At 59.9% G+C, this 12,757-nt stretch carries 11 protein-coding genes and 1 tRNA gene; 5 read left to right on the top strand and 7 right to left on the bottom strand.

Annotated features, from left to right (window positions below):
- Nucleotides 1–26: 26 nt before the first annotated feature.
- From BVK86_RS08090 to antA, 4 genes are all read right to left on the bottom strand, one after another.
- Nucleotides 27–1,187 carry an ABC transporter substrate-binding protein gene (locus tag BVK86_RS08090; RefSeq protein WP_075945919.1) on the bottom strand — a complete coding sequence of 387 codons (1,161 nt, stop codon included), beginning with the start codon at nt 1,185–1,187 and terminating at the stop codon, nt 27–29.
- A gap of 104 nt (nt 1,188–1,291) precedes the next feature.
- Nucleotides 1,292–2,314, bottom strand: coding sequence for an anthranilate 1,2-dioxygenase electron transfer component AntC (gene antC, locus BVK86_RS08085; protein WP_075945918.1), 1,023 nt, complete (start codon nt 2,312–2,314; stop codon nt 1,292–1,294).
- Nucleotides 2,315–2,333: 19 nt separating this feature from the next.
- Nucleotides 2,334–2,825, bottom strand: coding sequence for an anthranilate 1,2-dioxygenase small subunit (gene antB / locus BVK86_RS08080; RefSeq protein ID WP_075945917.1), 492 nt, complete (start codon nt 2,823–2,825; stop codon nt 2,334–2,336).
- Nucleotides 2,826–2,827: 2 nt separating this feature from the next.
- Nucleotides 2,828–4,231: an anthranilate 1,2-dioxygenase large subunit gene (gene antA / locus BVK86_RS08075; RefSeq protein ID WP_075945916.1), complete on the bottom strand. Its 1,404-nt coding sequence runs from the start codon at nt 4,229–4,231 to the stop codon at nt 2,828–2,830.
- A 361-nt stretch (nt 4,232–4,592) separates the two neighbouring features.
- Between antA and BVK86_RS08070 the strand changes: the two genes are divergently transcribed.
- The 3 genes from BVK86_RS08070 (at nt 4,593) to BVK86_RS08060 (ending at nt 8,113) form a co-directional block, all read left to right on the top strand.
- On the top strand, nt 4,593–5,843 hold the full coding sequence (locus BVK86_RS08070; protein ID WP_075945915.1) for an OprD family porin: 1,251 nt from the start codon (nt 4,593–4,595) through the stop codon (nt 5,841–5,843).
- 259 nt (nt 5,844–6,102) lie between these two features.
- Entirely contained in the window at nt 6,103–7,116 is a 1,014-nt protein-coding gene (locus tag BVK86_RS08065; RefSeq protein ID WP_034147836.1) for an AraC family transcriptional regulator, read from the top strand.
- A 1-nt stretch (nt 7,117) separates the two neighbouring features.
- Complete coding sequence (locus BVK86_RS08060) at nt 7,118–8,113, top strand: AraC family transcriptional regulator (protein WP_075945914.1); 996 nt, start codon at nt 7,118–7,120, stop codon at nt 8,111–8,113.
- Between the two features lie 79 nt (nt 8,114–8,192).
- Here BVK86_RS08060 and BVK86_RS08055 read toward each other — a convergent pair.
- Nucleotides 8,193–8,268, bottom strand: a tRNA-Asn gene (locus BVK86_RS08055).
- A 230-nt stretch (nt 8,269–8,498) separates the two neighbouring features.
- On the opposite strand from BVK86_RS08055, the gene BVK86_RS08050 reads away from it, so the two are divergent.
- Nucleotides 8,499–8,729: a hypothetical protein gene (locus BVK86_RS08050; RefSeq protein ID WP_075945913.1), complete on the top strand. Its 231-nt coding sequence runs from the start codon at nt 8,499–8,501 to the stop codon at nt 8,727–8,729.
- On the opposite strand, the gene BVK86_RS08045 is transcribed toward BVK86_RS08050, so the two are convergent.
- Both BVK86_RS08045 and BVK86_RS08040 read right to left on the bottom strand, forming a co-directional pair.
- Nucleotides 8,726–8,938 (bottom strand): hypothetical protein, encoded by a 213-nt coding sequence (locus BVK86_RS08045; protein ID WP_075945912.1) that lies wholly within the window; start codon nt 8,936–8,938, stop codon nt 8,726–8,728. The genes BVK86_RS08050 and BVK86_RS08045 overlap by 4 nt on opposite strands.
- Nucleotides 8,939–9,169: 231 nt before the next feature.
- The gene (locus tag BVK86_RS08040) at nt 9,170–10,366 is read right to left on the bottom strand and encodes an amino acid aminotransferase (RefSeq protein ID WP_075945911.1); all 1,197 of its coding nucleotides are present in this window, start codon (nt 10,364–10,366) and stop codon (nt 9,170–9,172) included.
- 336 nt (nt 10,367–10,702) lie between these two features.
- Here BVK86_RS08040 and uvrB point away from each other — a divergent pair, with 336 nt between their 5' ends.
- The gene (uvrB, locus tag BVK86_RS08035) at nt 10,703–12,718 is read left to right on the top strand and encodes an excinuclease ABC subunit UvrB (protein WP_075945910.1); all 2,016 of its coding nucleotides are present in this window, start codon (nt 10,703–10,705) and stop codon (nt 12,716–12,718) included.
- Nucleotides 12,719–12,757 lie beyond the last annotated feature (39 nt).

Genomic DNA, 12,757 nt, shown 5'->3' with positions numbered 1-12,757 from the left:
GGGCGAGGACAGGGCTCAGTTGCCGGTCAGATCGAGCATTGAGCGGCGTAGCTGTCGACGTGGCGAGTCGCCAGGGTCCTGATCGGCACTTCGACCAGCTTGCCGTCGGCGCCGCTTTGCACTTGCAGCAGGTACCAGTCGATCACCGGGTGCTGGTTCTGGGCGAAGCTGAAGTCACCGCGAATGGAGTCGAACTGGACGTTCTTCATCGCCGTGCGGAAGGCCGGCTGGTCCTTCAGATTGCCCTGGGAGGTTTTCAGGGCAGCACCAATCAGGCGTGCCGTGTCATAAGTCTGGGCCGCATACACCGTCGGGGCGCGCTTGTATTTTTCGGTGAAGGCTTTGACGAAGGCCTGGTTGGCCGGGTTGTCCGATTGCGGGTTCCAGAGGGTGACGACGTTGGTGCCCTTGGCCACATCGCCGACCGCGGCGAGCATGCGTTCATCCATGGAGAACACCGGCACCACCATCGGGATTTGCGCCGACAGGCCCGAGCCGCCGTATTGCTTGGCAAAGTTGATGCCGCCGCCACCCGGGTGAAACTGGAAAATCGCATCCGGCGTCAGTGAACGTACGCGCGCCAGTTCCACCGAGAAATCCAGCTGGTTGAGCTTGGTGTAGATCTCCGTCACCTCGCCCTTGAAGGTGCGCTTGAACCCGGCCAGTGCGTCACGACCGCCCTGATAGTTGGGCGCCAGGATCACCATTTTCTTGTAGCCCAGCTCGTTGGCCGCGACACCGGCCATTTCGTGCGGAGTGTCGTTCTGGTAGGAGCCGACGAAGTAGTTGGCCATGCACTTTTCACCGGCCAGGGTCGAGGGGGCGGTGTTGTTGCTGACGTAGAAACCGTCCTTGGTGGCGGTGTTGATCACGGCCGCCAACACGTTGGAAAAAATCACCCCGGTGTACAGCGAGATGCCGTCCAGGCTCATGCGGTCGGCGATCTGCTTGGCCTTGGCCGGTTGCAGGCCGTCATCTTCCACGATGAGTTGCACCGGCACGCCGCCGAGCTTGCCGCCTTCCTGATCGATCGCCAGTTGGAAGCCGTCGCGCGAGTCTTCGCCCAGGTAACCGGCGGGGGTGGAGAGGGTAGTGATGAAGCCGATTCGGACAGGTTCCACGGCCTGGGCAGCCGTCGCTGCGCAGAGGGAGGTTGCCAGACATGCACGCAATACCAGGTTTTTCATGAGGCGGCCTATGAAGTAGGTCGTGCCAACGCACGGTAGATGTCGATGAGGGCAGTGATTCAGTGTTCGGACGGGCCGATTGATTGTTGTTATGGGGTGCTGCGTCAGCTGTTGCTCTCGGTGAACTTCTCCAGATAAAGGCGGCTTTGCTCCAGGCTGTGCTGCTGGCGCCAGTCCTTGATCGACTCGACCATCGGCGGCGGGCCGCACAGGTACAGGTCGAACGGCTGGTCGCGCAGTTCGGCCACTTCCAGGTGTTCGGCGATGTAGCCGGTCTTGCCCGGCCAGTCGGGGTTGGGGTTGCTGACCACGGGCGTGAAACGGAACCCCGGGATCCGCGCGGCATAGGCCTCGATGCGCGACACCTCGCACAGGTCCTCGGCCTCGCGCACGCCGTAGTACAGGTGTACCGGGTGGCCGCAGCCATTACGGTCGGCTATCTGATCGAGCATGCCGAGGAACGCCGACAACCCGGTGCCGCCGGCGACCATCACCAGCGGACGGTCGATATGGCGCAGGTAGAAAGCGCCCAATGGCGCTTCCATGTGGATCACGTCGCCGACCTGGCAACGATCGCGCACGTAGTCGGTCATCACGCCGCTGGGCAGCAGGCGAATCAGAAACTGCAGGTTGCTGCTGCCCGGTGCGCAGGCAAAGGAATACGAGCGCCGATGTTCGGTGCCCGGTACTTTCAGGCGCGCGTATTGCCCCGGCAGATAGTCCAGCGCCGCGCCCGCTGCGCCGACCTCCACGTGCACGATGGCGGTGGTCGGCGAGACCTGCCGCACCTCGCTCACAGTGCCTTGCAGGCTGCTCGGGCCGTTGCTGCCGCAGAGGCGGGAATCGAAGTCGAAGTAGAAGGCCGCGTCGGACTGCACGCGGGTCTGGCAGGTCAGCACCTTGCGCTCGGCCAGGTCGCTGGCCGACAAGGCTTCATCGTCCACATAGTCCTGGGTGTACTGCCCGGATTCACAGCGGCCCTGGCAGGTCGCGCAAACTCCTTCGCGGCAGTCCAGCGGAATCTTGATCCCGCTGCGCAGGGCCGCGTCGAGCAGGATTTCATTGTTCTGCACGTTGCAGAAGAGTGTTTTGCCGTCGGCGAAACTGAAGGCGACCTTGTACGTCATGAGCGTTAATCCGCAGGGTTCAGAGATGGTAGAAGTCGAGCACGGAGTTGATCGTGTCGTTGAGCAGCACCACGTGTTTGCGGGCGATTTTCCAGCTCTCGCCGTCGGGGCGCAGACGGTACGTGGCGTGGCCGAAGAATTGCTCGGCGGTCTGCATGCGGTAATAGAGGGTGCTCCAGTTGACGCGTACCTCCAGCTCATCGTCCTGCAGCGGCGCGATGCGCACGTTGCTGATCAGGTGCAGGGTGCGCGGCATCGGAATGGTCGACGCCGCCTTGCCGGTACGAATGCGGAACACCCGGTCCTCCAGGCCGCCACGGTTGGGGTAATAGATCAGCGACATGCCTTTTTTCGGGTCGGTGGTGTAGACGTGTTCGGAGTCCCATTGCGGCAGGTGGAATTCGCTGTCGTCGCTGAACATGTCGAGGTAGGTGTCCCAGTCTTGGGCATCACAGGCCTCGGCCTTACGGTAAAGGAGTTGCTCGACGCGGTATTGCAGTTGCGAATTCATGTTCACACCTCACGCAGTTTCAACGGTTGTTGTTCGGCCGCTTTGCGCGCCAGGCCTTCAAGCAAAAAGCGCTGCCAGTTGGCGTGCTGGTTGACGTACAGGCCTTCATGGGTGAACTCGGTGCCGGTCAGGGCTGGAGCGATGCCAATGGTCTCGCTGTTGCGGGTCGGGCCTTCGACCCACTTGCCCTGGCCGCGGGAAATATCGCTCCAGCGCTCCAGGCGTGCCTGGAAGCCACGCTGGGCTTCACGGAACTCCACCAGGTCATCGGGGGTGCCCATGCCGGACACGTTGAAGAAGTCTTCGAACTGACGAATGCGGTTTTCCCGATCCGCGTCCGACTCGCCGACCACGCCCAGGCAGAAGCTGTTGATCTCGGTCTTGTTCCAGGCCAGCGGGCGGATGATCCGCAACTGCGAGCTGATCTGGTCGAGGAAGAACATGCTCGGGTAGACGTTGAGGTTGCGCAGGCGGTGCATCATCCATTCGGCCTTGCCTTGGCCGTGTTCCTCGACCAGGCGCGGCATGATGCTGGCGTAGCCCGGGCGCACGGCGGGGTTGGGCATGTCGCTGAACAGCACGCTGTGGCCGTTGTGGAAGGCGAACCAGCCGTCATCGGTTTCCTTGTCGCCCGCGCCCAGCTTGCTGTAGTCCAGGGTGTCGCTGGCGGTCAGGCCTTTCTCGGCGTTGACCTGCTGGCGATGCTGAACGGTGGCCACGTAGTTGTAGTGGACGGTGCTGACGTGATAACCGTCCAGACCGTTCTCGTTCTGCAGTTTCCAGTTGCCGTCGTAGGTGTAGGCCGATTTGCCCGGCAGCACTTCGAGCTGACCGGTCGGCGATTGCGCCACCATCATGTCGAAGAACACCTTGGCGTCACCGAGAAAGTCTTCGAGGGTATCGGTGCCTTCCACATTGAGGCTGACGAACACAAAGCCGTTGTAGCTTTCGATACGGGCCTTTTTCAGACCGCGGGTGGCCTTGTCGAAACCCTCGGGGTATTCCCCCGGTGCCTTGACCTTCACCAGACGGCCGTCGCTTTTGTAGCACCAGGCGTGAAAAGGGCAGGTGAAGGTCGACTGGTTACCCTTGCCGACGCGGGTGAGGGTGGTGCCGCGGTGCTGGCAGGCATTGATCAGGGCGTTGAGACGACCTTCACCATCGCGCGTGATGATCAGCGGCTGGCGGCCGGCGCGCATTGTCATGAAGTCGTGAGGATTGGCGATCTCGCTTTCGTGGCAGGCGTAGATCCAGTTCTTCTCGAAAATCAGTTCCATTTCCAGATCGAACAGTTCCGGGTCGGTAAACATATCGCGGGCAATGCGATAAACACCGTCTTGCGGGCGGAAGTCCAGGCAACTTTCTATATAACTTTTCCACTGTTCGACACTTCGTGCAGTTGTCATTTCCCAGTCCTCGGCCAATGGGCTAATTCACGCCTTCATTTAATGCCGTGGCAGCTGACAGGGTCTATCCGCTTATTAGTGGAAACGCATCCGGAAAATAAGCCGTGAACCTCGGTTGTTGGCGACAGACCCCCGTAATTATTGGTTGTTGCTGCGAATGGCGGCTGAGCAAGTGGCTATTTGTCATTTAGTAACGGGATAGCCGCTGATGAACTTGTTGCGGCTTAATTTCAATCGAAGCACCACCAGAGTGTCTCGCTTCAGGTCACTAAAAACTGCCATTACTCATGGCCCAGGGTTCTGTACCCGAAGTGCCTTCTATTCATGCGCTGCTCAATAAGCGGCAGGGGGAAGAAATAATATGTTGCATAAGTCGTGGCTGGTTCGGGGAGTTCAAACAGTTGGCTTGTTGACACCATTGTTGGCGCAGGCAGATGTCGTCAATGACAGCAAGCTGACCCTTGGCACCCGTAACTTTTACATTGATCGGGACTTCAAGGGCGACAATCCGCCCCATTCGCGAGTGGGCAGCTGGACCCAGGGTTTCGACCTGCGTTTCGCCTCCGGCTATACCGAGGGTCCGGTGCAGTTTGGCGTGGATGCGGAGGTGCAATACGCCTATCGACTGGACGGCGGTGGCGGGCGGGGCGATGACAGCATCATCCCTTACAGCAAAAGCCGTCAGGAACAGGCCGATGAATATGGCCGCGGCGGTGCAACGCTGAAAATGCGCTATTCGAAAACCGAGTTGAAAGTCGGTGAGCTGCGCCCGTTTCTGCCGGTGGTGATCATTGATGACTCTCGCCAATTGGTCACGACCTATCGCGGTGGCTTGCTCGAGTCCAAGGAAATCGACGGCTTGACGTTGACCGCCGGGCGGCTGACGGAAATCGGTGCGCGTAACTCTTCCAACTACGAAAAGTTGTACCTGCAGACGGGCTCCGGCGTGCGCCACGGCAGCGACGGGCTCAACCTCGCCGGTGCCAGCTATGCCTTAACCCCGTCGCTGACCGGTTCTTACTTTTACGCGCAACTGGAAGACATCTACCAGCAGCACTACCTGGGCATCACCCATCTGGCAGACCTGGGTAACGGTTATGGCCTGAAGACCGACCTGCGTTACTTCAACAACAACGAAGAGGGCGATGCCCTTTACGGCGACATCGACAACAGTTCCTACGGCGCCATGACCTCGCTGAAAAAGGGCGGGCACCGGTTCGGCGTGGGCTACCAGCGCATGCTGGGCGACAGCAACTTCCCGACCTTGGGCGGTTATGTACCGCAGCCGTTCCTGGTGAACTGGTCGCGGGTAGGGTTCATCAAGCCTAACGAAAAATCCTGGCAGGTTCGTTATGACTACGACTTTGCCGCCATGGGCGTGCCAGGCCTGAATTTCATGACCCGCTACTTCAAGGGGACGTCGGTGGACCGTGGCGACAACCTCAGCCAGGCGGCGGAACAGGAGCGCGACCTGGTGCTGTCGTATGTCGTGCAAAGCGGCCCGCTCAAAGGTGTGGGCGTGGAGGCGGGCAACGTCGTTTCCAAATTCAGTCACGGCAATGACTGGGTAGAGAACCGCCTGATCACCACCTACACATGGAAATTTTGGTAACGTCCTGCCCTGAAATGACAAGCCGTTGTGCGCTGAAGTGACGCCTCGGGTAGCGTTTTACCCGAGGCGTCGACCCGTTATGGCACCCTGGCCGTGCACATCAACGCCGCGCAACGCGTTCAATATCCGGATAGTTTCCGATTGCTAGCCGAAAATTGCGGATTTCGTCTGTTCGCACCGGCTGGGCATAGCCCTTGCAAACCCAATGAGAATACGCGCCGAAGAGCGTGTCGATGTCCATTGCCGTGGGTGTACTGACATGACCGAACCAAATGTTGTTCAGTTTCGAGATATCCGCATAGATCGCTACGACCTGGCCGGTGCCCGTGCGTGGATGGCCGGCATTTGCGGGCCGCATGAATTACAGACCAGCCAGCCGAACCGGATTCAGTTTCACCACAAGGCCAATGTGTTCAAATCGATGTCCACGACCCTGGGGCGTATGGAATATGGCACCGACGTGACCATCGGCGTCGAGGACGCTGAACACCTCAACTGCTACAGCCTCAGCCTGCCGATTCGCGGCGAGCAGGAGCTGATCAAGGATGGTCGCCGGTTACACTCCAACCAGGACCAGGGGCTGATCGTGACGCCCCACGAAACCCAGTCACTGAGCATGGCCGGTGACTGCCACAAGATTTCCGTGGTGATCACCCGCATGGCCATGCGCCAGACTCTGGAAGGCATGCTGCAACGTCCGCTGGAGATGCCGGTGAAATTCGAGCCGGTGATGGACGCAGTCAACGGCGCCTCTGCCTCCTGGTGGCGACTGGCCCGTTACTACATCGATGAGATGGAACGCGGCCATGACCTGTTCAATCAGGTGTTCTTCACCCGCGATATCGAAAGCGCGCTGATCAAGGGGCTGATTCTTTCCCAGCCCAACAACTACAGTGCCGAACTGCGTGAGCAACTGGGCGTCAAGTTGCCGTATTACCTGGTGCGCGCCAAGGACTTCATCGAAAGCAACGCCCGCGAGGACATTCACCTGGAGGACATCGAAGCGGCGGCAGGTGTGTCGCGCTTCAAGCTGTTTGAGGGTTTTCGCAAGCACCTGGGCGTATCGCCCATGGCTTACTTGAAAAAGTATCGCCTCGGCGCCGTGCGCCAGGAAATCCTCGAAGACGCCTCGGTGCGCAATATTTCCGTGATCGCCATGTGCTGGGGGTTCTCGCATCTGGGCCGGTTCGCCAGCGAATACCGCAAGCTGTTCAACGAAACGCCCAGCGCCACCCTGCAACGCAGCGAAGCCCGTCGCAATCGGTCGCTTTGAAATGACGACTCTACACGCGGCCACTGCTAACAGTGTGGGCCTGAACTTGTCGCTGATGTGCCGTGAGCCGGTCTTCACCAGCCGCTCGGCGCAGGAAACCCAGCGTTTGATGAGGCAAGTGCTGGTGGAGCATGAGCTGGAGTGGCCGCGGGGCGGTGTCGATACGGCGTTCTATCGTGGCCAGGTCGCCAGTTGCGAACTGTATGCGCTGCGCTACGGCGGCCTGGTGGAAATCCGCCCGCAGCCGTTCGAAGATTTCGTCCTGGTACAAATGCCGCTGCGCGGTAGCGCCACCCTGGAGTCCGACGGCATGAGCTATGGCGTCAGCCCTGGCGAAGTGGCGATCCTGTCCCCGCGTGAGCAGGCGCGAGTGGTGTGGGAGGAGGGCTGTGAGCAACTGATTCTCAAACTGCCACTGGCATTGATCGAGGCGAGCCAGCAAGCGCTGGCCGATGACTTGCCGTCGGGCTTCACGCTGGCGCCGGTCAGCCGCCTGCAACGACCACTGGCGATGCGCTGGTTTCGACTGGTCAGCGAGTTGCTGGAGCATTTGCCCGAGGGCGAGGCGAGCGTGGCACCTTCGCGCTGGTTGCAGCACCTGGAGCAAAGCCTGCCGTTGTTTCTGCTCAGCCATTGTGGCGTTGCGCAACAAGACTCGCCGGCGCCACGGCAGCCCACGCGGCAGCTGCAAAAAATCGACGCGTGTATGCGCGAGCACCTTGTCCAGGGCATTACCCTGGCTGAACTGGCGGTTGCCACCGGGGTGAGCATTCGCAGCTTGAACACCCTGTGCCAGCGCGAATACGGTCAGAGCCCGATGGATCGCTTGCGCGGATTACGGCTTGAGGCCGCGCGGGAATACTTGCTGGCGCGACCGCACGCCAGTGTGACTGAGGTGGCGCTGGAATTCGGGTTTGGGCATGTGGGGCGATTTGCCAATTACTATCGGCAGCGGTTTGGAGAGTTGCCGAAGCAGACGATGAAGTCTCAGGCATGAGCAGGAAACGCGAGCACAAAAAAACCCGCCATAAGGCGGGTTTTTTGTTGGCCGGAGATTTTGATCTCCGAACCTTGTCTGGCTCCACGACCTGGACTCGAACCAGGGACCCAGTGATTAACAGTCACTTGCTCTACCAACTGAGCTATCGCGGAATGGCGCCTATGTTACTGATTCAAAAAGAGAAGTCAAGCGACTGTTAGCAAGATGGCGGATTCATCGTGACAGACGGTGGTTTATCGGTGATTGGCGGTTACCGGAATCGTCTCAGGGGGCTAACATGGCGACCCGGAAGTGGTTACACGCGCTGCCGGCCATTCGCCGAAAAGGTACGCGCCATGTCCCGTTTGCCCCTCACAACGTCTCGAAACAACGAGGTGCTCCCATGAGCATCGCTCAGATCAGCCTGCCCAAAGGGGTCGGCCCGCCTGCCGAAAAACTCTTCGACGCGATCACTCAGGCCAGCACCGCCGATGAGTTGAACCGCGCCGGTGGCAAGGCCGAGGGATTTGTCCTGGGCCTGGAAAGCACCAAGGCGATCAAGAGCCAGGTCGCGGAATCGCTTTACGTCGCCTATGACGACGCCGCCAGCCAGCGCGCGACCGAGTTGGCTTAACCGCCGAAGGTGATCGTGCCCATCATCAGTTTGGCGTAGAGCGCCGTGGCGCCCAATTGCACCAGCCACAGGGCCAGGCCGCCGAGAAACACCCCGGCAGCGACTTGCATCACCAGGTTGTTGCTGCGTTGTTTAGCCGGGGTGCGAGGAGTAAAGCGATCCAGGTCGTCAAGGTCATCGCGATCGGCGCGTAGGTCATCGTTCTTCATGTGGGCTCTCTTTCGAATTCTCGGGTGTACACAAAACCTGTAGGAGCCGGCTTGCTGGCGAAGAGGCCATTACATTCAACATGGATATTGACTGATCGCCATCGCCAGCAAGCCGGCACCTACAACAGATAGTGTGCAGTTTAAGGGCTCGGTCGCCGCTTTGAGATTTATCTGCGACAAATAAAAAACGGGAAGCCCAATGGCTTCCCGTTTTTCGTATCACGGCGCGGTTCAGATCACCTGAACAATCGCATCCGTCACAGCCTTGATGTTGCTCTGGTTCAACGCAGCCACGCAGATACGACCAGTGTCCAGCGCGTAAATGCCAAACTCGTTGCGCAGACGGTGAACCTGCTCAACGCTCAGGCCGGAGTACGAGAACATGCCACGCTGACGACCGACGAAGCTGAAATCACGCTGCGGTGCGTTTTTCGCCAGGGTCTCGACCATCTGAGTGCGCATGCCGCGAATGCGCAGGCGCATTTCGGCCAGTTCCGCTTCCCACTGGGCGCGCAGCTCCGGGCTGTTCAGTACGGCAGCAACGATGCTTGCGCCGTGGGTCGGCGGGTTGGAGTAGTTGGTGCGGATCACGCGTTTGACTTGCGACAGCACGCGCGCGCTTTCTTCCTTCGATTCGCTGACGATCGACAAGGCGCCAACGCGCTCGCCGTACAGCGAGAACGATTTGGAGAACGAGCTGGAGACGAAGAAGGTCAGGCCCGATTCCGCGAACAGACGCACGGCAGCGGCGTCTTCGTCGATGCCATCGCCGAAACCTTGATACGCCATGTCGAGGAATGGCACATGGTTTTTCGCTTTCACGACGTCCAGAACGTTTTTCCAGTCCGCCGGGCTCAGGTCAACGCCGGTCGGGTTGTGGCAGCAAGCGTGCAGCACAACGATCGAACCGTTTGGCAGGGCGTTCAGGTCTTCCAGCAGGCCCACACGGTTTACGTCGTGGGTCGCGGCGTCGTAGTAGCGATAGTTCTGCACCGGGAAACCGGCGGTTTCGAACAGCGCGCGGTGGTTTTCCCAGCTCGGGTCGCTGATCGCCACAACCGCGCTCGGCAGCAGTTGCTTGAGGAAGTCGGCACCGATTTTCAGCGCGCCGGTACCACCCACAGCCTGGGTGGTGAGGACGCGGCCGGAAGCGATCAGCGGCGAATCATTGCCGAACAGCAGTTTTTGTACGGCCTGGTCGTAGGCGGCGATGCCGTCGATTGGCAGGTAGCCACGGGAAGCGTGTTGAGCGACGCGAATGGTTTCGGCTTCGACAACGGCGCGCAGGAGTGGAATTTTCCCCTCCTCGTTGCAATAAACACCGACGCCCAGGTTGACCTTATTGGTACGGGTATCGGCGTTGAATGCTTCGTTGAGGCCCAGGATTGGATCGCGTGGTGCCATTTCGACAGCGGAGAACAGGCTCATTTTTGCGGCGGCTCTGAATGGAGAATGGAGGGACGTGTCGCGCTCCAGCCGAATGCACTAGAGCGGTGCACAAACGGGGAGCTAGTATAGAGGCCATCTGCGATCGATGGCGACAGACGATTCGGCTTTTAAGGTAAGTTTTTCCGATTATTTTTCGACCGTTAGTCGATTGGTGTCGTCCAAGGCTTTAGGCGATGTAAGACGTTTGCCTTGAAAGCGATGGCAATCGGCTCCACATTGAGTGCAATCCAGTTTTTTCCTCGGGCGACATCGGTCGTTTGCGGTCTTTCTCGTTCGCGCCGGTTTTGCCGGCAAGCGTGATCCCAGAGGTTTTACATGTCTGAATTTCAGCTAGTCACCCGTTTCGAGCCCGCTGGCGATCAGCCGGAAGCCATTCGCCTGATGGTCGAGGGCATCGAAGCCGGGTTGGCGCACCAGACGCTGCTCGGTGTGACCGGCTCGGGCAAGACCTTCAGCATCGCCAACGTGATCGCCCAGGTGCAGCGTCCGACGCTGGTGCTGGCACCGAACAAGACCCTGGCGGCGCAGTTATACGGAGAGTTCAAGGCGTTCTTCCCGAACAACGCGGTTGAGTATTTCGTTTCCTACTACGACTACTACCAGCCTGAAGCCTACGTGCCGTCCTCGGACACCTTCATCGAGAAAGACGCCTCGATCAACGATCACATCGAGCAGATGCGTCTTTCCGCGACCAAGGCGTTGCTCGAACGCAAGGACGCGATCATCGTCACCACGGTGTCGTGCATCTACGGTCTGGGGAGCCCGGAAACCTACCTGAAGATGGTGTTGCACGTGGATCGCGGCGATCGGCTCGACCAGCGTGAATTGCTGCGTCGTCTGGCGGACCTGCAATACACCCGCAACGACATGGATTTCGCCCGTGCGACGTTCCGGGTGCGTGGCGACGTGATCGATATCCACCCGGCGGAATCCGACTTTGAAGCGATCCGCATCGAACTGTTCGACGACGAGGTGGAAAGCCTGTCGGCGTTCGATCCGCTGACTGGCGAGGTCATCCGCAAACTGCCGCGTTTCACTTTCTACCCGAAAAGCCACTACGTGACGCCACGGGAAACCCTGATGGGCGCCGTCGAGGGCATCAAAGTCGAGTTGCAGGAACGCTTGGAATACCTGCGTTCCAACAATAAACTGGTCGAGGCGCAGCGCCTGGAGCAACGCACCCGATTCGACCTGGAGATGATCCTCGAACTGGGCTACTGCAACGGCATCGAAAACTACTCGCGCTACCTGTCCGGCCGTGAGGCTGGCGCGCCGCCGCCGACCCTTTACGATTACCTGCCGGCCGACGCCTTGTTGGTGATCGACGAATCCCACGTCAGCGTGCCGCAGGTGGGCGCGATGTATAAGGGTGACCGATCGCGTAAAGAGACACTGGTGGAATACGGTTTCCGCCTGCCGTCGGCGCTGGACAACCGGCCGATGCGTTTCGACGAATGGGAAAGCATCAGCCCGCAGACGATTTTTGTCTCGGCGACCCCGGGCAACTATGAAGCCGAGCACGCCGGCCGCGTCATTGACATGGTGGTGCGTCCGACCGGTCTGGTCGACCCGCAGATCGAGATCCGCCCGGCACTGACCCAGGTCGACGATTTGTTGTCGGAAATCACCAAGCGCGTCGCGCTGGAAGAGCGGGTGCTGGTCACCACGCTGACCAAGCGCATGGCCGAGGACTTGACCGACTACCTGGCCGATCACGGCGTGCGCGTGCGCTACCTGCACTCGGACATCGATACTGTGGAGCGGGTCGAAATCATCCGCGATCTGCGCCTCGGCACTTTCGATGTGCTGGTGGGGATCAACCTGCTGCGCGAAGGCCTGGACATGCCGGAAGTGTCGCTGGTGGCGATTCTCGATGCCGACAAGGAAGGTTTCCTGCGTTCCGAGCGCTCGCTGATCCAGACCATCGGCCGGGCGGCGCGTAACCTCAACGGTCGGGCGATTTTGTACGCCGATCGGATCACCGGGTCCATGGAGCGAGCGATCAGCGAAACCGAACGTCGTCGCGACAAGCAGATCGCCTTCAACCTGGCCAATGGCATTACGCCTAAAGGGGTGTTCAAGGACGTTGCCGACATCATGGAAGGCGCCACCGTGCCGGGTTCGCGTAGCAAGAAGCGCAAGGGCATGGCCAAGGCTGCCGAGGAGAACGCCAAATACGAAGCAGAATTGCGCTCGCCGGGCGAGATCGCCAAGCGCATCAAGGGGCTGGAAGAAAAGATGTATGCGTTGGCGCGTGATCTGGAGTTCGAAGCCGCGGCGCAGATGCGCGATGAAATCACCAAGTTGCGCGAGCGGTTGCTGACTGTCTGATCTTCAGTGCCTGACAGCGCCCCATCGCGGGCAAGCCCG

This window comes from Pseudomonas reinekei (genome assembly GCF_001945365.1).
In the GTDB taxonomy this organism is placed as follows: domain Bacteria; phylum Pseudomonadota; class Gammaproteobacteria; order Pseudomonadales; family Pseudomonadaceae; genus Aquipseudomonas; species Aquipseudomonas reinekei.
Note: the sequence above shows the minus strand (reverse complement) of the source record. Positions and strands in the feature narration are given on the sequence as shown.

Bases quoted from the DNA above. Each gene is read 5' to 3' on its own strand.
- BVK86_RS08090 (WP_075945919.1), bottom strand. From the start codon at position 1,187: ATGAAAAACCTGGTATTGCGTGCATGTCTGGCAACCTCCCTCTGCGCA.
- antC (WP_075945918.1), bottom strand. From the start codon at position 2,314: ATGACGTACAAGGTCGCCTTCAGTTTCGCCGACGGCAAAACACTCTTC.
- antB (WP_075945917.1), bottom strand. From the start codon at position 2,825: ATGAATTCGCAACTGCAATACCGCGTCGAGCAACTCCTTTACCGTAAG.
- antA (WP_075945916.1), bottom strand. From the start codon at position 4,231: ATGACAACTGCACGAAGTGTCGAACAGTGGAAAAGTTATATAGAAAGT.
- BVK86_RS08070 (WP_075945915.1), top strand. From the start codon at position 4,593: ATGTTGCATAAGTCGTGGCTGGTTCGGGGAGTTCAAACAGTTGGCTTG.
- BVK86_RS08065 (WP_034147836.1), top strand. From the start codon at position 6,103: ATGACCGAACCAAATGTTGTTCAGTTTCGAGATATCCGCATAGATCGC.
- BVK86_RS08060 (WP_075945914.1), top strand. From the start codon at position 7,118: ATGACGACTCTACACGCGGCCACTGCTAACAGTGTGGGCCTGAACTTG.
- BVK86_RS08050 (WP_075945913.1), top strand. From the start codon at position 8,499: ATGAGCATCGCTCAGATCAGCCTGCCCAAAGGGGTCGGCCCGCCTGCC.
- BVK86_RS08045 (WP_075945912.1), bottom strand. From the start codon at position 8,938: ATGAAGAACGATGACCTACGCGCCGATCGCGATGACCTTGACGACCTG.
- BVK86_RS08040 (WP_075945911.1), bottom strand. From the start codon at position 10,366: ATGAGCCTGTTCTCCGCTGTCGAAATGGCACCACGCGATCCAATCCTG.
- uvrB (WP_075945910.1), top strand. From the start codon at position 10,703: ATGTCTGAATTTCAGCTAGTCACCCGTTTCGAGCCCGCTGGCGATCAG.